Annotated in this window: 17 protein-coding genes and 2 pseudogenes; 8 read left to right on the top strand and 11 right to left on the bottom strand. The window is 71.2% G+C overall.

Annotated elements, in window-relative coordinates; all coding sequences use genetic code 11:
* Positions 1-338: 338 nt before the first annotated feature.
* Both ACIOGZ_RS28360 and ACIOGZ_RS28355 read right to left on the bottom strand, forming a co-directional pair.
* Positions 339-1565 carry a hypothetical protein gene (locus tag ACIOGZ_RS28360; RefSeq protein ID WP_400987909.1) on the bottom strand — a complete coding sequence of 409 codons (1227 nt, stop codon included), beginning with the start codon at positions 1563-1565 and terminating at the stop codon, positions 339-341.
* Between the two features lie 3 nt (positions 1566-1568).
* Positions 1569-2207, bottom strand: coding sequence for a DUF6000 family protein (locus ACIOGZ_RS28355; RefSeq protein WP_400987907.1), 639 nt, complete (start codon positions 2205-2207; stop codon positions 1569-1571).
* Between the two features lie 249 nt (positions 2208-2456).
* Here ACIOGZ_RS28355 and ACIOGZ_RS28350 point away from each other — a divergent pair, with 249 nt between their 5' ends.
* The 5 genes from ACIOGZ_RS28350 to ACIOGZ_RS28330 all read left to right on the top strand — a co-directional run bounded on the left by ACIOGZ_RS28350 (position 2457) and on the right by ACIOGZ_RS28330 (position 6991).
* On the top strand, positions 2457-3653 hold the full coding sequence (locus tag ACIOGZ_RS28350) for a hypothetical protein (protein ID WP_400987906.1): 1197 nt from the start codon (positions 2457-2459) through the stop codon (positions 3651-3653).
* Between the two features lie 198 nt (positions 3654-3851).
* Positions 3852-3986, top strand: a complete 135-nt coding sequence (locus ACIOGZ_RS28345) for a hypothetical protein (RefSeq protein WP_400987904.1) — start codon at positions 3852-3854, stop codon at positions 3984-3986.
* Positions 3987-4148: 162 nt separating this feature from the next.
* Entirely contained in the window at positions 4149-4769 is a 621-nt protein-coding gene (locus ACIOGZ_RS28340) for a hypothetical protein (RefSeq protein ID WP_400987902.1), read from the top strand.
* A 56-nt stretch (positions 4770-4825) separates the two neighbouring features.
* Entirely contained in the window at positions 4826-6364 is a 1539-nt protein-coding gene (casA, locus tag ACIOGZ_RS28335) for a type I-E CRISPR-associated protein Cse1/CasA (RefSeq protein ID WP_400987900.1), read from the top strand.
* A 45-nt stretch (positions 6365-6409) separates the two neighbouring features.
* Entirely contained in the window at positions 6410-6991 is a 582-nt protein-coding gene (locus tag ACIOGZ_RS28330) for a transposase domain-containing protein (RefSeq protein WP_400988169.1), read from the top strand.
* On the opposite strand, the pseudogene ACIOGZ_RS28325 reads toward ACIOGZ_RS28330, so the two are convergent.
* Positions 6913-7443 (bottom strand): annotated as a pseudogene (locus ACIOGZ_RS28325) (transposase); the annotation flags it as partial. The gene ACIOGZ_RS28330 and the pseudogene ACIOGZ_RS28325 overlap by 79 nt on opposite strands.
* Before the next feature lie 241 nt (positions 7444-7684).
* Between ACIOGZ_RS28325 and ACIOGZ_RS28320 the strand changes: the two are divergent.
* A complete protein-coding gene (locus ACIOGZ_RS28320; RefSeq protein ID WP_400987898.1) occupies positions 7685-8170 on the top strand; it encodes a hypothetical protein in 486 nt (161 codons plus the stop codon).
* Here ACIOGZ_RS28320 and ACIOGZ_RS28315 read toward each other — a convergent pair.
* Positions 8163-9325 (bottom strand): annotated as a pseudogene (locus tag ACIOGZ_RS28315) (IS110 family transposase). The gene ACIOGZ_RS28320 and the pseudogene ACIOGZ_RS28315 sit on opposite strands and share 8 nt — an antisense overlap.
* 158 nt (positions 9326-9483) lie before the next feature.
* Here ACIOGZ_RS28315 and ACIOGZ_RS28310 point away from each other — a divergent pair.
* Positions 9484-10155 carry a hypothetical protein gene (locus ACIOGZ_RS28310; protein WP_400987896.1) on the top strand — a complete coding sequence of 224 codons (672 nt, stop codon included), beginning with the start codon at positions 9484-9486 and terminating at the stop codon, positions 10153-10155.
* Between the two features lie 17 nt (positions 10156-10172).
* Here ACIOGZ_RS28310 and ACIOGZ_RS28305 read toward each other — a convergent pair whose 3' ends face one another.
* From ACIOGZ_RS28305 to ACIOGZ_RS28280, 6 genes are all read right to left on the bottom strand, one after another.
* A complete protein-coding gene (locus tag ACIOGZ_RS28305) occupies positions 10173-11024 on the bottom strand; it encodes a hypothetical protein (protein WP_400987894.1) in 852 nt (283 codons plus the stop codon).
* A complete protein-coding gene (locus ACIOGZ_RS28300) occupies positions 11011-11364 on the bottom strand; it encodes a hypothetical protein (RefSeq protein WP_400987892.1) in 354 nt (117 codons plus the stop codon). The genes ACIOGZ_RS28305 and ACIOGZ_RS28300 overlap by 14 nt, the downstream gene beginning before the upstream one ends.
* Positions 11365-11448: 84 nt before the next feature.
* Positions 11449-12462: an NAD(P)H-dependent glycerol-3-phosphate dehydrogenase gene (locus tag ACIOGZ_RS28295; RefSeq protein WP_400987890.1), complete on the bottom strand. Its 1014-nt coding sequence runs from the start codon at positions 12460-12462 to the stop codon at positions 11449-11451.
* 78 nt (positions 12463-12540) lie between these two features.
* Positions 12541-13326: a class I SAM-dependent methyltransferase gene (locus ACIOGZ_RS28290; RefSeq protein WP_400987888.1), complete on the bottom strand. Its 786-nt coding sequence runs from the start codon at positions 13324-13326 to the stop codon at positions 12541-12543.
* Between the two features lie 17 nt (positions 13327-13343).
* The gene (locus ACIOGZ_RS28285) at positions 13344-14477 is read right to left on the bottom strand and encodes a YcaO-like family protein (RefSeq protein WP_400987886.1); all 1134 of its coding nucleotides are present in this window, start codon (positions 14475-14477) and stop codon (positions 13344-13346) included.
* The gene (locus tag ACIOGZ_RS28280) at positions 14467-15660 is read right to left on the bottom strand and encodes a TfuA-like protein (RefSeq protein ID WP_400810989.1); all 1194 of its coding nucleotides are present in this window, start codon (positions 15658-15660) and stop codon (positions 14467-14469) included. Before ACIOGZ_RS28280 ends, ACIOGZ_RS28285 begins: the two co-directional genes overlap by 11 nt.
* Before the next feature lie 584 nt (positions 15661-16244).
* On the opposite strand from ACIOGZ_RS28280, the gene ACIOGZ_RS28275 reads away from it, so the two are divergent.
* Positions 16245-17588, top strand: a complete 1344-nt coding sequence (locus ACIOGZ_RS28275) for a transcriptional regulator (RefSeq protein ID WP_400987883.1) — start codon at positions 16245-16247, stop codon at positions 17586-17588.
* Positions 17589-17645: 57 nt separating this feature from the next.
* Here ACIOGZ_RS28275 and ACIOGZ_RS28270 read toward each other — a convergent pair whose 3' ends face one another.
* The gene (locus ACIOGZ_RS28270; RefSeq protein WP_400987882.1) at positions 17646-17915 is read right to left on the bottom strand and encodes a LuxR C-terminal-related transcriptional regulator; all 270 of its coding nucleotides are present in this window, start codon (positions 17913-17915) and stop codon (positions 17646-17648) included.
* Positions 17916-17994: the final 79 nt, after the last annotated feature.

Here is a 17994-nt window from a genome sequence, read left to right as displayed (position 1 = left end):
CGAGCACTCGGAATCGCACGTGTCGGTGTCAGCGCCGCGCCCCACCGAGTGGCACGGCAAGCTGTCACCACGGGACGTCACACCCGGTCGAGAACAAGGAGAGCCTTCTATGGCCACCCTTGCAGGCTCGCCCGTAATCGCCCTCGTCGTTGGGATAGTTGCGTGGTGCCCCAGGCCACTGTGTGCAAGCTGACTCGGCGACCAGGATCAACGGCCCGTCGGCCGATGTCGCCCAGATGAGGGCCGCCAGAGTGTCCGATCATTGTTATAGGGAGAAGGGCAGCCCGTCTCGGAGTCGAGGTGCCGGTGGCTCCGACCGCCCTTGGACTGCCAGTTCGCTACTGGTGTGTCACGGGGTTCCCGTGAAGACCACCGTCCGCGCATGGCCAGACGCCGTTGTCCAAGGGGCTGAGGCCCGTCGACCGCAGGATGAAGAGCTCGTCGTGCAGAGCGAAGGCCACCTGCCCCTTGTCGAGGAGCATGATTTTGCTCATCACCGCGCGTTTCTCGTCTTCCAGTGCGAACAGTTCACGCATGTGGAAGTTGGTGTCGACCGCGAGCAGGCGGCCGTCCTGCCAGAACACCGCGGTGCCATCGTGGTCCAGAGCCGGGTAGGTGGTGTAGTAGCCGGACAGTGCAGGTCCGCGGCGCACTGTGCCGCCGGGCTCGAGGCCGACGAACCGCGAACGGGACGGCGTGGTGTTCTCGGACTCGGGGCCGCTGATGGCGCCGTGTCGGTCGACCAGCAGCATCGCGTGCGTTGGCCACTCCCGCACGACGGTGCCGGCGGAGTCGTACTGTGCTGTGCTGAACGCGCCGTAGCCCTGGGATCCGATGAGGAACTCGCCGGGTCCAACGATCGCCTTGTGGTGGCTGGGCCCGGGAGGGCTCGCGGCGATGAGCCGACCGGTGGTGGTGTCCAGGAAGAACGTGACGGCGATGCCGCTCCTGCCGTCGGCGAACGTCGCGGCGATGCGGTGGCCGGCGACCAGCAACGGCTCCCAGTGGTGTGCCTCTATGGTCTGCGGCGCCCACGGCTTCGAAGGCCGCGCTTCCCAACTCGTCTCGGCGCTGATCTCGATGCAGCCCGGAAACGACAACTGGTCGAGCACGGCCGGTGTCGACCACCGCACCGAGCCGTCCTCCCGGTGGCGTGCGACCCGTGCGTGGCGGCCAGCCGGAACGGGGCGGTTCCGCTCGGCGGGCAGCCAGGACGCGCAGATGCCGTCGGGCAGCACCGCGAACGAACCGAGGCGCTCATGGGGCTCGTGTTCGGGCGTGATCGAGCCCATGGTCGAGCCGGCGGCGTCCAGTTCGGTCAGGACGGCTCCTGTCGGCCCGCGATGGGCGACCCATACGGATCCGCTGGTACTGACGCGCGGCCGACCGGGGTGTCCGTCGAACTCGCGGCGCCACAAGACTTCTCCGGCCACATCCACGGCGGTGAGCACGGTGGTGCACAGGTTCTTTCCGTCGTAGCTGGTGACGAAGATAGGCCCGCCGGTATCCGGTGCCGCCAGGCCCCAGACCTGGCCGGGCATCGGCACGATCTGCGGTTCGGTCATGGTTCAGGCCCCTTCCTGTGGCGCCGATTTGGAGCCTTCGACGGCGTCTTCGGCAGCAAGAGCGCACAGTTCGTCGATGAACCGGCTTGGCGGCGATGGCTTGTACTGGGCCTCGTTCCACTGGTGCCAGAGGCCGCCGGGAGCCAGGAAACGAGCGGCGTATTCGCTTCCGGTACGGCTGTCGATGTGGAGGAGCGCGCTGATAGCCCAGTGCTGGTCGTACTGGCAGTCAGGCCGTCGGAGGTAGCGGTCCAGGTAAGCCGTCAGGTGCTGGGCGTCCTCGTCCGCGCCGAAGCGTGCGAGGGCAATGCAGTAGCCCTGGCCGGCGAAGCAGAGCTGGCTGGCCAGGAGAAGATCGCCGAGGACGCCGCGGAAGTGCTCGCGGCGGTCGAAGCCGATCAACCAGGCGGCCGTGAGTCGGGAGCGCCATTCGCTCTCCAACAGGATCCCGAGTTCTTCGTCGGTGATCTCTCGGGCGGCGGCACTCAGGGACTGGAGAAAGGGGGTGCGCTCACTCTCGTCGTCGCGCGCGAAGTTGCCGTGCAGCAGGTGCAGGTAGCGCCCGACACCCTGTGTCGCTGGTGTGACGTAGCGATCGATGACGTCGAGAAGCTTGGGGCCGGAGGCACGAGGAAAGCGCATGAAGGCATCCTCACGTGATCTGCGAGCCGGGGCCAGAAGTTTTGACGGTCAAGGCTGCTCCGGGTGGTGGGTCGTAGGGGTTCCCCGAGATCGTCAAGGAGCTCTCCGGCTCCGGCGGCGCCGGAGCGAGCGCCGTGACCTCTTCGAGGCTCCAATGACGGATATTCCGTCATTCAATGCCGCACCACCCCTGGTTGGGTGCTACCGTCTACGAGTGACGGATAGTCCGTCATTTGATTGGAGGGTGTGATGGCTGCGCGTGATCTCAGCCGGGACGAGGCCGAGGCGGTCGGCCTCGACTTCGCCGCCCCGAGCGCTGGGGCATCTCGGCACATCGACATCGGCACAATGGCCAACGGCTATCCCTCCCATCTGGTCACGGTGCAGGTCGATGGCGGCTGGATCTGGCACTCGGGGGAGCGGACGGTCCTGTGCGATTCCGAGGCCGAGGCGCAGGAGCTCTTCGATCGGGATCTGGTCGAGCTCGTCTGGGAGCGCGCCGACCCCTTCGAGGAGGGCGGACGCGCGTTCCGGTGGGAGGCCGGTGACGTTCTCATCGCCACGGTCGCGTACGAGGAGTACGGGGAGGGTACGTACTGCGTCTCGCGGATCGCTGGCGAGGTCGAGTGGAGTACCCACGACTCGAGGGAGGAGGCCATCGAGGCGGCTCTGGACCTGGCCGCCGACCTCCCGGACGGGGCGGTATCCGCCGAAGGGCTGGCCGCCCTGGCGCGCTACGCAACCGAGGCCAGGATCTACCTGGCCCTGTGTGTCGGGCAGGGCCTGGACGACTTCTGCGAGCGGTTCGAGCCAGCCGAGGACGACATCTGGTTTCCCGAGGAGCACCTGGGCCTGGCCATGGCACGGGTCGGCACGTGGTGGGTCGTTGCGACCAACGACAGTGTCAACGACAACTACCTCGCGTTCTCGTTGCACGAGGACGAGGACGAGGCCCGGGCGGTGCTGGCCGGCGGTGTCGCCGCCTACTACCGGTTGGCTGAGGACGTCGCCTATGACTGGGTGTCCTTCGACAGGGCGGCCATCGTCCGCGTGGCGCCGCTCACGGAGGACAGCGACACCTACGCCGTCGCGGCAGTCCTCGGCGAGCGGGAGTCGGTGCTGCTGACCGTCGACAGCCGGAGCCAGGCCATCCGCCGGGCAGCGGAGATCCTCGCCGCCTACGCCGCGCAAGTGTCCCCGGTGACGGAGGCGGACGGCACCGAGGCGGTGATCCGGTATCAGGCACTGCGTCGCCGTGTGCTCCAGGACACGGTCGCGGCCCTCGCGGGTTGCGAGGCCGACCTCGGGGACGCGATCAGACGAGCGGAAGAGGAAGGGCTCTACGGCCGCGGCCGGGACCTCACGTGGGTTCAGGTGGCCCATCGTCTCGACGTCCATCGGGACACCCTTCAGGAGATCCGCAAGGGAACCACCTGGACCGCCTGATCCGCCCCGCGACAGACCCGACCAGGCGGGCCGGCGCGCGAAGCCCCCGTCCCCGGAACGTCCGAACCCGAGTTCAAGGGATCACCGTGCTGACTGCACACTTCTATTCCTTCCCGGCCGGCGAGCTGATCGGCCGGAGCGAGACCGCCGAGATCCGCGATGCCGAGGGTGTCGTCCTGGCCGACGACTTCGAGGTCCGTGACCACCGCGAGGTGCCCCTGTTCCGCCCGGGCCCGCGACGCCGTCCTGGAACGGCTGCGCTACCGGCGCACCGGTTCCTGGATCGAAACCGTCGACGGCCGGGCGCAAGCCCCCGCGCAGCCCCTCGCGTAGTCGCAGGCCAGCAGACCCTACAGACGGACGTCCAGCACCTGAGCCCTGCGCCGGGGCCGGTCGCCGACCGGCCTACCTCTTCACCAGTTCTCCTTGCCCACTGCCCAGTTCATTCCGCGGACCACTCCGGAGGGACGAGCCCGCCGGTGGAAGGACAGCACGATGCGCACCGTGATCAGCAGCAATGACGGCGTTGAGGTCTCCGACGAGTACGCCGACCAGGTCCGGACCCTGCTGGACAAGGGCCGTGTCGACGTCGTGCGGCGCACGCTGCGGACGGACAGAAACGGTACGGACCTGTGCCGGATCGAGGTCGTCACCTATCCCCGGCCCGGTACCGGCGAGCCCACGACAGCCCTCGTCTACTGGGACGACGACTCTTACGAGGTCCAGGAGACCGGCAGCCAGGCCGAGGCCGAGGACCAGTACCTGGAGACGGTCCGGATGACCACCACCTTCGACACGGGCCCGGACGACCGGGAGATCCCCGCCGCCGAGACCGATGTGCCAGGCGTGCCCGGCTACGGCACCCACTGGTACGCCGCCTACCGCATCGACCGCGGGACCCCGGACACCGAACTGCGCAGCGACGTCCTCCAGCTGGGCCTCCAGGCGCGCAGCGCCCAGACCCTCGCCAACGCGCTGCTGTCCGGGCACCTGGTCTGCCCCGGTGTCGAGCTGGGCGGCTGGAGGGTGCAGGTGTGGGCCGGGGCGAGCGCCGAGCAGGCCGGTGCCGCGATGCGGGGCGGCCGCCACCCGCTGGCCGCCGCCCACTGCGTCTGACCGTCGACCGTGAGGGCGGGCCCCGCCGGGCCCGCCCCAGTCTTGAGGAGAAGCCGTTGCCGTCGTCGTTCAACCTCTCCGAGTCCGGCTGGGTGCCCGTCCATGACCTGGACACCGATACCTACCGTGAGGTCGGGCTGCGCGAAGCCCTGGCCCGGGCCCACCGCCTGCGCCTGGAGCTGGTCCCCGGTCAAGAACTCGCGGTGCTGCTGCGGGTGCTGCTGGCGGCCTTCGACGCCGCCGCCGGGCCCGGCGACACCGCCGAGTGGCAGCACGCCTGGCGGGCCGAGACACTCGACGCCGCCCGCATCTGCGCCTACTTCGACCGGTGGGCGCCCCGGTTCAACCTGTATGACCCGCATTACCCGGCCTTCCAGAGCGGCCATCTGACGGAGTGCGCGCGTGGCCCCGAGGTCCTGCACCCTTCCTACCTCATGAGCCAGACCGGCCGGCAGTGGTTCGCGCGAGACGAGACGGGGCCCGGCGGCTCGGCGGTGCCCGCGCCGGCGGCCGCCCTGCGACTGCTGGTCCTGCTCGGGTACGACGTGTCCAGCCTCAAAGCCGCCCCCGGGGGCGGCCTGACCTACGGCGCGCCGGTCCCGCCAGTGGCCGGCAGCGCCCACGTCTCCGTCCACGGACACCTCCTCCTCAAGGACCAGTTGTTGCTGAACCTGCCGCCGCAGCCGCGCGCCGAGGGGGACCTGCCCGTATGGGAACGGGATCCGGCACCGCCGGCGATCGGGAAGGAACGGCAGGCCGCCGGCCGGCTGGACCTGTGGACCTGGCCGGCACGCGCCATGCGCCTGCGGGCGGACGACGACGGCGCCACCGTCGCCGTCGCCTGGCACGACGGCGAACGGCTCCAGAGCAGGTGGGAGTCCCAGCAGGCGCTCGACCCGCTCACCGCCTGGCGCACCCCGAAAGTCAGGGGAACCATCGCCCCCGCGCACATTGTCGACCAGTCCGGTCTGGTCCCGCCGTGGATGGGCGTGCTGCTGATGTCCTCCAGAGGCGGACCCCTCGTCCTGCGGCACCTGCGCGCGGCCATCGAGCGCGGCGACGTCCCCGACGACACACAGCTGAGCCTGGCCGTCTCCGCCGTCACCCACGGCACAAAACACCAGACCACGATCACCGGCATCCCGGCCGCCTCGGCGCCGATCGGCCGGGCCGGACTGTGGCGAGGGACGGACCCCCGACGCCGTGACCTTCTCGCGTGGGCGGCCGCCATGCCCGCCATGGCCGAGCGCGCCATGCACCGTGCCGCCGCCGAGCAGGAGCTCACCGGATTCACCCGGGGGAACCAGGTCGCCGACCCGGGCGGCACCGCATGGAGCCGCCTGCTGGAGACCGTAGCGGTCGCCCACGACCCCGAGGACCTCCGCACGTCCTGGCACCGGCACCTGCTGACGTACGTCGTACGGCCCTGCATGGAAGCCCTGCCCCGCACCTCCCGAGGCCACGAGGTCAAGGCCCAGGTCGCCGCCGAGACACACCTGCGCCGCCTGGCCGGTGGCCCTATCCCCACCCAGTACGCCACCGGGTTCGCCTCCGTCGCCCCGGACTGCAGCACGACGGGTGGCCGACAGGCTTAGGCCCAATGCCGGTGACTTTGTGGTCGGTGTCTCGTTGGTTGTGGTGTGGCGAGGGTGGGGCAGGTCAAGGCGCCTGCGAGTGAGCGGATATCGGACCGGATCGCGATCGGGGTACTGACCCGGGCGTTCCCGCCGGGGCTGGTCGATGAGGTGATCGCCGAGACCGGGCGGGGTGAGAAACGCAGTCGTCTGCTGCCGGCGCGGGTGGTTGTGTACTTCGTGCTGGCGATGTGCCTGTTCTTCGGGCAGGGCTACGAGGAGGTCGCCCGGCTGCTGGGTGAGGGGCTCGGGGACGGGCGGCGGTCGTGGCGGGTGCCCACGACCGCCGCGATCGGCCGGGCCCGCCGACGGCTGGGGGTCGAGCCGTTGAAGGTGCTGTTCGCGCGGTACCGGCGGTGGCGTGTGGTGGCTTTGTCCGGCAGGGTGCCGGGGTGCGCGGTGGCCACCGCCAGGCGGGTCCATCCGTCGGGTCCCCATGCTCCGAGGCGGGCGTCGGCGGCCCACCAGGTCTCGGTGTGCCCGTCGCGGAAGGTGCGGACAACCGGCGTCCACTCGCCTGGGTGCTCGGGATCTGTCCAGGTCAGGGCGTGTGCCGCTTCGACCGGGGTGTGCGCTTGGTCCCTGTAGGCCCAGGTACCGCGGCGGGGCTTGAGGGCCATGACGAACGGCAGGCCGGCCTCGCGCAGGGTGTGTCGGAACTCGTCGTGGTCACCGTAGCCGCAGTCCGCCACCACCGCCCGGAACGTGACCCCGGCCCGCTGGGCCTGGCCGACAAGGTCGGTGGCGAGCTGCGGCTTGGTGTGAAAGTCGGGGTCGTTGCGCTTCCTCGGGAAGTGGTGGGCCGGGGTGTAGGGCACCGCGTGTAGCGGATAGTAGAGGCGCTCATCCGCCCAGAGCGTGGTTACCGTGACGACGCCGTTGTCCGTCTTCCCGAGCCGGCCCAGCCACTGCCGCCCGACATGGGCGGTGGCACGTCGTGGGGCCGCATCGTGATGCAGGGCGCGGCGGACCCGGTGACCAGCCCGAAAGTCAGCACGACGGTGACCACTGACCGCAGGGTGCTCCGTACGGCGCAGCATGGCGGGCAGGCGGTGTGGTCGTGGGGCACCCCCGGAACGGGCCGGCCGTGAACCCCCGAGCACGGTCGGCTCGCTCTGCCGGGTATCGCCGGGCTGCGCCGTGTATCCGGGTTTGGTGCGCATCGGATCCTGACGTGGGTGTTTGGGGCCGGTCGGGCTCGGTGGTCGGGGGGGGTGCCTCTATGGGGTTCGTCAAGAAAATCAGGCTGCGATCGGGGGCGTTGGCGGGCAGCATGGCGGGATGCCGGATCTGCTATGGGACGACGTCAGGAACTTCTTCGACCCTGACCTGATGGGTGCTCTGCCGGATGTGTGCGTGGCAGGCACCTCGGTGGAGGACTGGCAGGCGGTGTTCGACCTGGTTCGGTCGAGCGGGTGGACATGGGAGTACTCGGAGGGCCGCGTCGCCGTGCCGCTGCCTCCCGTGGTGGAGGTGCTGTCGCGTCCGGCTGATGCAGAGACGGTCAATCTGCAGGTCTGGCCGGTCCCAGCCATGCTGGCGATCTTCCGTCCGATGTCTGCCGAGGAGATCGACTTCGATGTCGACCTTCGCGAGCTGCAGGGCCAGGAAGGCGTGGACGTCCTGTGCGGGTTCTTCACCGCTGTGGGCCGCAGGCTGGGCAAGCCGGTGGTCATGACAGCCGAAGGCGACTACGGGAACCCGGTGCTCGGGTTCGACCCCGCGGCCGATCGTGTGGTGCTGATGGCGGATCCGCGGCTCAGCTGACCGCTTCGGCCGGCCGGGACTCGTAGAGGGTTCCGTCGCGGAGCATGGCGAACAGCACGTCGACCCGGCGTCTGGCCAGGCAGAGGAGGGCTTGGGTGTGCCGTTTGCCCTGGCCGATCTTCTTGTCGTAGTAGGCGCGGGAGGCCGGGTCGCCGAGTGAGGCGAACGCGGCGAGGAAGAACGCCCGTTTCAGCTGCTTGTTGCCGCGTCGGGAGGGTTGCTCGCCGCGTATGGAGGAACCGGAACTGCGGGTCGCCGGGGCGAGGCCGGCGTAGGAGGCGAGGTGGGCGGCTGTCGGGAACGCGCTCGTGTCGTCGACGTCGATCAGGACGCGGGCACCGGTCCTGGTCCCGATGCCGGGCATGGAGGTGAGGATCTTCGAGATCGGGTGCTCGTCCAGCAGTTCCTGGATCCGCTTCTCCAGGATCTTGCGCTGGTCGAGGACGGCCCGCATCGAGCCGGCCAGGCTCGGCACGATCAGTGCGGCCGCCTCGGTGCCCGGGACGATGACGGTCTGCTCGTCGAGCGCGGTGACGATGTCTTCGCCGAGGCACTCGAACCTGCGCGGGGCCAAGGGCCGGGCGACGTTGAGCAGGCGACGGCGTCCGGCCCTGCGCAGGGCGGCCGGGGAACCGAACCGTTCCAGCAGGGCCAGCACCGCCGGGTGGTCCAGTCGCGGACCCAGCACGCGTTCCAGGTGCGGGTGGATCTGGGTGAGCAGGCCGCGCAGGCGGTGGCCTCGCCGGCGAGGTCGTCGTCGAACCCGACGATCATCTCCAGCTCGGCGATGGTCTCGTCGGTGAGCTCGATGCCGCGCAGGGTGTGGGGCATGGTGCGGGCGGCGTCCGCGATGACGAAGGCGTCGCGGGCGTCGGTCTTGGCCTCGCCGGGGTAGAGGTCGGCGATGCGGCGCATCGTCAGGCCGGGCAGGTAGGCGACGCGGCATCCGGCGTCCCGGGCGACCGCCAGTGGCAGGGCGCCGATGGAGGCGGGCTGGTCGACCACGACCACGACCAGGACGGTGCCGTGCTTGGCGATGAGCTTGTCCCGCACGGCCCGCATCCTGGGTTCGCTGTTCGGCAGCCGCTTGTCGAAGACCCGCTTGCCGGCCCGGGTGACGGCGATTCCGTGGTGCTCGCCCTTGCCGACGTCCAGGGCCGCCGGTCGACTTCCCGGCCCCCGACGAGTAGCCGCTACGCTGTGGCCTGTGGGCGGCGGTGACGCTGTCCCCTCATCAGCCCTGAAGGGATGCCGAACCGGCCGGTTCGGTGCCGTGCGAGCGCGGCTTGTCCGTATGCCCTCAGGAGGCAGTGGTGGAAACGGTGTTGACCCGAGACCTGATCCGGGTGGCTATGGAGTCGATCGAGCAGGCCGGCACGGACCGGGACCCGACAGCGGTGGTACTGGAGTTCCCGACGTCGGAGCACGCGGGCGCGGTGGTGAGGTGGCACCCGCTGGTGGCGCTGGCGGTGGCCGGGCACATCTGTCAGTGGTGGAGCCCGAGTCGACAGCAGCGTGGCCCGTTCGTGGTTGAGACCGGTTGGCCGCTCAGGGACCAGGTGGTGCTGCGGTGCCCGGAGAGCGATCGCGGTCCGTCGCTGCGGGTGCTCTGTGGTGGTGATCCGCTGTTCGGGATCGCGATCCTGGAGCTGTGCGGGCACCCGGAGTGCCAGGAACCTGCGCCGGCCGGTCCCGGCAGCCGCTGCCCGGCGCACTTCACGGACCCGGTGCCGAAGGGCCGGGGTCAGACGTACTGGGCGGAGATCGCTGCCGGGGCCTGGCGCACGCGCTACCTGGAGGGTGACGAGTATCCGCAGCGGTTGGCCAGTCGCCGTGCAGGGCTGGTGGCGGCGGCTGTCGCGGCGGGTATGGACGAGGAGGAGGTGGCTGCCGTGGCCGGCCTGGGCGGAGCCGTGGTGGACGAGATCCTCCACCCGGAGCCTGTGCCGGAGTGGACGGGGCACCCCCTGGACGGTCCGGCCTGACGACAGGCGATGTCGTGTCACGCCCCGGCGAACAGGATGTAGCTGGCGAGGGTGACCGTGCTGAAAGCGATCAGCTGGCGGGGCTTGAGCCCGGAGAACCCGACGTGCAGGGCGATCCCGGCGATGATCGCGGCTGTTCTCGTCTGCTCGATCAGCAGGGCGGGCGGGAGCAGGATCTCCAGGGCGATGACGGTGACTGCCACCAGCCGCCAGGCGCGGATGCTCCGCTGGGATAGGTCGCCCAGGTGCCGGCGGACGATGCCCGGGATGAGGTGTTCCCCGCTGGGGAGCCGGTCTTTGACCTGGGCGTACACGTGGACCCATTGGGCGAGGTAGAGGCCGGTGCGGAACTGGGGCGAGCGGGCTTTCTGCCAGGCGCTGTTCCAGTAGAGGTCGGTGGTGACGAGGACGGCCAGCACCTGGGCCCAGGTGTTGTGGGTGCTCAGGCGGTGCTCGGGCCAGCCGGTGCCGGGGTTTCCGGCGAGGACCAGGGTGGTGGTCATCAGGATCGCGAACCGCAGGGTGTTGGGGCTCTTGGCGTAGGTGAGTTCGTAGGCGAGGGCGGCGAGGACCAGCAGGGCGGACAGGCGGGGCAGGACGCCGGCGGCCAGGGCGAGGGCGGCGGCGGGGCGGGCGGCCAGGACCGGCTTGTAGGCGCGGGCGATCCGGCGGGCCTGGCGTGCGCCGTGCCTGCGGGTGAGGGCGAAGGCGCTGTAGGTGCCGGGCGTAAGGCGGTTCCAGCCGCCGTGGCCGAGGGCGAGGAGGAAGCGGACGGCCAGGGCGAGGCCCAGCGCGATCCGGAACCACTGCAAGCGGGCCTCGTCGGTGGGGTACCGGAAGGCGGCGGCGATGGCGTCAGCGATCCACACGGCCGTTCCTGACGGTGAGGGTGTGCTCGTCGCCGTGGCGGTCCAGGACGCGTACCTGGCCCTCCAGCTGCTCGAAGCCGGTGGCCTGGAGGTGGTCGAGGACGGTGGCGAGCTGGGCGGGGGAGACGACGAAGCTGCCCGGGGGCAGGACGGTGTAGATGTCGACGTCCTCGGTGCGGACGCTCCTGGTGCCGCGCAGTACGGGGACGATAGTGAAGGTGGCGTAGCAGAACATGGTCCAGCTGAGCCACTGGCCGTGGGGGCGTTGGCGGAATCCGGCGGCGGCCATCCACGCGAGCAGGGTGGTGGTGGCGGCGAGTTGGAGGAACGGGATCAGCACGGCGGCCCCCTTCGGGGTGCGGGCGGGTGGGGAGGTGGCCGGGCCGGCCACCTGTACCGCCCGCCCACGGCGGGGCCCTGGGGGTCAGTGCGGGAAGGCGTGCCGTTCCGGCTTGGTGGGGCGCTCCATCAGCAACGTGGTGGCCTTGTCGAGGTCGACGTCGCCGGCCACCAGGCGGGCGACGGTCTCGGTGATGGGCATCTCGACGCCGTGGCGTCGGGCGAGGTCGAGGATCGCTTCGGAGGTTTTGACGCCCTCGGAGGTCTGGCTGATCGCGGCGGCCGCCTCGGTGACGGAGCGTCCGCGGCCGAGGAGTTCGCCGAAGGAGCGGTTGCGGGAGAGCGGGGAGGTGCAGGTGGCGACGAGGTCGCCCATGCCGGCGAGGCCGGAGAAGGTGTGGGGGTCGGCGCCGAGTGCGGCGCCGAGCCGGGCGGTTTCCGCGAGGCCGCGGGTGATGAGGAGGGATTGGGAGTTGTTGCCGAGTCCCATGCCGGCCGCGATGCCGACCGCGAGGGCGATGACGTTTTTGGCGGCGCCGCCGAGCTCGCAGCCGATGACGTCGGTGTTGGTGTAGGGGCGGAAGTACGGGGTGTGGCAGGCTGCTTGGAGGCGCTGGGCGACCTGGTCGTCCGCGCAGGCGACGACGCTGGCGGCGGGCTGCCGGTTGGCGATCTCCATGGCCAGGTTGGGCCCGCTGACCACCGCGACGCGCTCCGGCCCGGCGCCGGTGACTTCGGTGATGACCTCGCTCATCCGCTTGGCGGTGCCGAGTTCGATGCCCTTCATCAGGCTCACCAGCACGGTGTGCGGGCCGATCAGCGGTGCCCAGGCGGTGAGGCTGGCCCGGAGGGCCTGGGCTGGCACCGACACCACCGCGAAGTCGGCGCCGGCCAGTGCCTCGGCCGCGTCGGTGGTGGCCCGCAGCCGTTTCGGCAGGTCGACGTCCGGCAGGTAGCCGGGGTTGCGGTGGCTCGTGTTGATCTCGGCGGCGATCTCGGGACGCCGGGCGTGGAGGGTGACGTCGGTACCGGCGTCGGCCAGCACGGCCGCGAACACGGTGCCCCAGGAGCCTGCGGAGAGCACTGCCGCCGTCGTCATGTCGTCCCCTTGTGGTGGTCATCCCCTGCCCGGCCGGGCGGGTGGGGGCAGCCTACCCGGCCCCAGTCGGGCGTCCGGTCAGGCCGGGGGCCGTCTCAGGGTGAGGGCGACGGCCCGGCGGCCGTCCAGCGTGGGCAGCGTCCGGGCGGCCTCGGCGAGCATGTTCTCAGTCTGGGCGTCGCCGAGTTCCCGGCGCAGCTCGGCCTCGTGGTCCTGCCAGAGCTGGTAGAGGCGGGCCCACATCCGCGGTTCGTGGGGCCGTTCCTCGATGTGCTCGACGACGAGTCCGGCGTGCTGGACCTGTTCGGTCCAGCCGGGTTCGGCCTCGGGGCGCAGCGCGCGGGTGAGGACGGCGCGTGCGCCGGGGTGCAGGATGCGGTGGAGTTCGGTGAGGGCGGTGGTGCGGTCGGTGGCGTGGCTGATGGCGTCGATGCAGATGGCTGCGTGGGCGTGGGTGTCGGGCAGGCCGGTGGCCTGGAGGGTGGCGACGGTGAAGCGGGCGCGGTCGGGTGCGACGAAGGCCGCGCGGCGGGCGGTGGCAAGGCCGATGGCGGTGTCGGAGATGTCGATGCCGTCGAGGTGGGCGGTCAGTGCGCGGGCGAGCCACAGGCCGGTGCCGCCGGTTCCGCAGGCGAGGTCGACCAGGGTCTGCCCGGGTTGCAGCCGGAGCCGGTCGATGAGGGTGGCGACCAGTGGCCAGTCGCAGGAGCTGGTCGGGGCGATCTCGGTGGGGTAGGCGTCGCCCATCGCGAGGGCGTAGAGGCGTGCTGTCAGGTCGCTGCCGGTCCGGGCGGTGTGTAGGGCGTTGTAGCCGCGCTGGAGCGTGGCCTCGTCGGGCGAGAGGGCGGGCGGGGGTGCGGGCACGGCGGCGACTCCTCGGGTCAGCGGGGGACGGAGCGGCGGATGCGCGAGCGGGTGCCCGGGGCGACAACCTTCACCGTGGCGAAGGGCTCGCCGGACGCCGAGAGGTCGACGCGCACCGGCTGGTGGCCGGTGACGTGGGTGATGCGCTCGGCGAGCCGGTCGACCTGGTCGGCGAAGGTGCCGGTCGAGGGCGGGGAGGTGGTCAGGGAGGTCCAGTCGGACAGCTCTCCCGCGAGGGTGGGCCGGGGCGGCTCGGTGTCGAGGGCCGGTTCGTGGCCGGGCAGGTCGTCGCGGGTGCCGGTGATGCAGGTCAGTCTGGACTGGGCGGCCTCGGTCAGGGCCCGGGAGAGGGCGATGTGCGGATCGGTGTGGCAGCCGGCCCCGGCGAACGTCGCCGGGTAGTCCTCCGTCCACAGGTAGGCCAGGCATACCGGCACCCGGTAGGTGTTGGCGACGAGCACCAGTTCCAGGAGCGCGTTGGCGGCGAGGAGCCGGTCGATCAGCGACCGGCAGTACGGGTCCTCGACGGAGGCCGGGTCGACGAGCGTGCGCCGGGCGCCGGCCTCGGTCTCGTCGGTGAACAGCGCGTCGCGCTCCACCACTTCGAACAGGCCGTGCAGCGTGGCCTCGTCGCGGGTGTTGCCGCAGGCCAGTCCATTGCTGGTGGCCCGGAACAGATCCGGTTCCCAGTCCGGGCGGCGCGGCCTGCGGCGGATCAGGTCGAGCGGCACCGGCACGGTGTGCCCGGAGCCCAGGGCGGTGCCCGTCGTCCAGTCCAGCGTCACCCGCTCCAGAGCCGGGTGCGCGAGCCGGGGCGCCAGGTCGGCCAGGTCGTACGGCGAGCCCACCTCGCGAGCCGGGCCGTGCAGGACGGCGGGCATCGGCTGCTCGACGTGCCACAGCTCGATCGCCTCCATCACGGCGGAGATCCGGGCCAGCGTGTCGGTGGCGCCCTTGCCCTGCGATGCGGACAGGGTGCTCGCGCCGGGCCGGATCGCCGTCCACACCGGCAGCCCCAGGTAGTCCAGGCCGGTCAGCCGCGCGACCCGGGTGATCCCGAACTCGGACAGCCGGCCGGCCAGCAGAGCCCAGGTCTGTTCGGGCGGGCGGGCCCGCACGGTTCCGTCCAGCTCGATCCGGTCAGCGGGCACCGGCCACCTCCGGCTGCTCGGGGCGGGCCGCTCGCACGTCGGCGAGGAAACCCATCAGGAACGTCTTCATCGCCTCGACGGCGTGCTGGCCGCTGCGCAGCCCGCGGGACAGCGCCTCACCGTCCAGTTGCCCGGCGTCGGCCTTCCAGAGCTGGAGCAGCACCCGGCGTGCCGCGCCGTCCATCACGGCCTCCGGACGGAAGCCCGGGTGGGCGCGGGCCATCTCGTTGTTGCGGGTCGCGTAGCGGGCGAGCGTGGCGCGGTCGGCCGCCGTCTCGCCGGCCAGCAGCACCTGCACCGTCGGCCGGTCGCTCAGGTCGAGCACCGGGTGGAACACCGCCCACGCGGGCGGCACCTGGTCGCCGTCGCCCGCGACGCGGGCCAGGCGCTCGGCGAGCGGCGCCCCGGGCCCGTCGCCGCCCTGGCGCGAGCGGTGTTCCAGGAAGGCCGTCCACCGCCCGGCGAAGCCCGGGTCGAACAGCTGCTGGTAGGCGAGACGGTCCAGGGTGCGGGCGCCGGTGTCCTCGACGGCCGCCTCGTTCACCCACCGGCGGTGGTAGCCCGTGTCCCACGCCCCGTCCGGCACCCGGCCGGGCGCCGGCGGGAGGGCTCCGTGTACGGCCGCGCCGATCGCTTCCAGCGCGTCCAGCCGCTTCACGTCCCCGAAGTGCGGGTTGTCGCCCCGCCGGAGCCTCAGCCAGTGCGCGAGGGGTGCCGCGCCCTCGCGGCGCAGCACCGCCAGGACCGCCGCGGTCGAGCGCTGCGGGTAGTAGACGGAGCGCAGCGCGTCCAGCAGCCCCGTGCAGGTCTGCTCGTCGGCGGCGCCTTCGTCCCGGGCGATCCGCAGGACGTGACGCAGGTTCACCAGCGGCCAGGTCAGGGCGCGCTGCCGGCCGGCCGGTTCCTGGCCGACGGCGACCTCGTCGTCCCCGTCGATCTCGCCGCTGAGGTAGGCGCGGAAGACCGCTCCGACGCCGATCATCCCGTACGGCTGCAGTTCCGCTGCGCGCAGTGCTCCGATGCTGGCGGCGCCCACCACTGTCACGCCGCGGCCCATCGCGGCCAGGATCTCCTTGTGCCGTAGGGCCGGTGTCTGGTGGTACAGCCCGTCGATGATCACCACCGTGTCCCGGTCGCCGATGGCGGGGCCGCGCAGGTCCCCGTGCCGGACGGGGGGATGCACGCGGACCAATCGTTGTTCCGGCATAAGGTCGGCCTGGTTAAGGGTCGGCCCGATAAAAGCATGGATCAATTTCCGAAGCCTTCCATTCCGGAAAGGCCGGGAGTGGCCTTTCGGCGTGGTTTCAGGTGGGTGATTTCCCTCTACCGCGCGCAGGGCACTCCCGGCCGATCTACCCCGGGGGCAGCAGGTGCCCCAGCACCCGTTGCCCCCGGGACTGCGCCGAAGCGCGGACGCCGGTGAGGACTACTCCTCGTTCTCGACGTCCTCGATGCGCACGACGCCCGAGGCGTCGATGACCTGCGCGTCCTCCATGTCGGACACCGCTGCGGCGGCGATCTGGGACTTCGACCGGTCCATGACCAGGCTCCTGTCAGGTGAGATTCCGGCGGCCGTCTGGCCCGCCGACCGGAAAGCTATGCCCTGCTCGATAGGCCCGGGAAGTGCGTGCCGCTATGCATCCGGCTATGCACGCGGAAGTCCGCTGGTAGGCCTCGTGGAGATCGGACGAAGAATCTCTAATTTACCGGCGCCGCTGTCGCGGTCTATGCAAGGGTTTATTCATCCACGCACGGGAAGGGAGATCCGTGGTCACAGCCGGCGCATCCAAATTCGGTCGGATCATCTGGGACCGCCGCCGGGAACTTCGCTGGAGCAGACCGCAACTCGCGAGGGAGCTGAACACCCGGGCGGGCCTGACCACCTGCGACGGCGCGCTGATCTACAAGTGGGAGACCGGCAGACACGCGCCCAAGGCCTGGCTCCCCCACCTCCTGCACGTCCTCGGGCTCCCCGCCGACACGGCCGCGCTCCTGTGCCCGCCCGCCATGGCGACCGGCCCGTCGCACGCCTGCGAGAACGACCCGCTACTTGGCCTGCCGGAGGCTGTCTGGGACCGCCCCCAGGCGGATACGCTGCTGAACATGCTGGACGCCTCAGGCCCGGTGGAACCCGACACCGTCAGGCAGCTCGCCCACGCCTGGCTGATCAGCGAACCCCCGCAGATCCTCCACCAGCGCGCCGGCAGCCGCGTCAGCGACTCCCTCATCACCGAAGTCCGCATCCGCACCAACGCCCTGCGCCGCATGGACGACTACCTCGGCGGCCTGGACCTGATCGCCCAGGTCACGCGCGAGCTGCGCGCGACCGTCAACGTGCTGCGCGAGGCGTCCTACACCGAGGAGACCGGGCGCCAGCTCCTCGAACTCGCCGCCGAGCAGGCCCAGCTCGCCGGCTGGGTCGCCGCCGACGCCGGACTGAACCAGCAGGCGAAGCGCGCCTACACAGTCGGGGTCCACGCCGCCGAGGCCGCCGGCCACCGCGGCCTGGGCGGCCTCAACCTCGGCGGACTCGGCTACCTGCTGGCCGCCACCGGCGACCCCGAGCACGGCGTCGTCCTGACCCGCTCGGCGGCCGTCGGCGCCGCGCCGTACGCCAGCGCGCGCGAACGCGCGATGATCTGGGACCGGGCCGCCTGGGCGGCCTGCCTGGCGGGCCGCGAACACGAGGCCGCCGCCGCCCTCGGCCGCGTCGAGGACGCCCACGACGCCCACCAGCCGGACGCCCGGGAGGAACCGGACTGGCTGTACTGGGTTTGCAGGGCCGAGTCCCTGGTGATGCAGGGACAGGTCTGGACCGAACTCCACCGCCCCCTGCGCGCGGTCCCGATCCTGCAAGCGGTCATCAGCGGCTACGACCACGAACACGCCCGCGAGAGCGCCCTCTACCGCTCCTGGCTCGCCGCAGCCCTCCTCGACGCCGGCGAGGTCGAGGAAGCCGCCGCCGAGACCACCCGGGTGATCGACCTATCCACGGGCGTGACCTCCGACCGGGTCGCCAAACGGATCACCCTGCTCACCGAACAGCTGACCCCGCACACCCACGTACCCGCAGCCCGGGAGGTTCTGGACAGGGTGCGAGAACAACGGTGACAGGGCCGGTCAACGGGCGGGCCCGGTCGGCCCCACGGTGCAGGCGGCCGGTGCGGGTCACCGGGTGGCGCCGCCCCTGTCGCACGGGCAGGGGTGGCGTGTCGGCAGTTCGTTCAGGGCGTGCATCAGGTAGACGGCGTGTGCCCCGTTCTGTGCGCCGATTCTGGCGTAGAGCCGGTGCAGGTGGGATTTCACGGTCATGTCGCTGAGGAACAACTTTCGTGCGATTGCCTTGTATGAGAGGCCGCTCGCTACTGAAGTTGAATTCGTGATGTCGGTCTGAGATCTGGTCAGCCATCCATGATCAGGCAGGTGGTGGCGAGGCATCCGTCGATGAGGTGAGGGCGGTACTGGAGTCTCTTCAGGCTGCGCTTGACGGCTCGGGCGAGTTGGTCGATGTCGGCGG

This window comes from Kitasatospora sp. NPDC088160 (assembly GCF_044741445.1).
Taxonomy (GTDB): Bacteria; Actinomycetota; Actinomycetes; order Streptomycetales; family Streptomycetaceae; genus Kitasatospora.
Note: the sequence above shows the minus strand (reverse complement) of the source record. Positions and strands in the feature narration are given on the sequence as shown.

Bases quoted from the DNA above. Each gene is read 5' to 3' on its own strand.
- ACIOGZ_RS28320 (WP_400987898.1), top strand. From the start codon at position 7,685: ATGCCGGATCTGCTATGGGACGACGTCAGGAACTTCTTCGACCCTGAC.
- ACIOGZ_RS28355 (WP_400987907.1), bottom strand. From the start codon at position 2,207: ATGCGCTTTCCTCGTGCCTCCGGCCCCAAGCTTCTCGACGTCATCGAT.
- ACIOGZ_RS28295 (WP_400987890.1), bottom strand. From the start codon at position 12,462: ATGACGACGGCGGCAGTGCTCTCCGCAGGCTCCTGGGGCACCGTGTTC.
- ACIOGZ_RS28340 (WP_400987902.1), top strand. From the start codon at position 4,149: ATGCGCACCGTGATCAGCAGCAATGACGGCGTTGAGGTCTCCGACGAG.
- ACIOGZ_RS28350 (WP_400987906.1), top strand. From the start codon at position 2,457: ATGGCTGCGCGTGATCTCAGCCGGGACGAGGCCGAGGCGGTCGGCCTC.
- ACIOGZ_RS28270 (WP_400987882.1), bottom strand. From the start codon at position 17,915: ATGCCTCGCCACCACCTGCCTGATCATGGATGGCTGACCAGATCTCAG.
- ACIOGZ_RS28360 (WP_400987909.1), bottom strand. From the start codon at position 1,565: ATGACCGAACCGCAGATCGTGCCGATGCCCGGCCAGGTCTGGGGCCTG.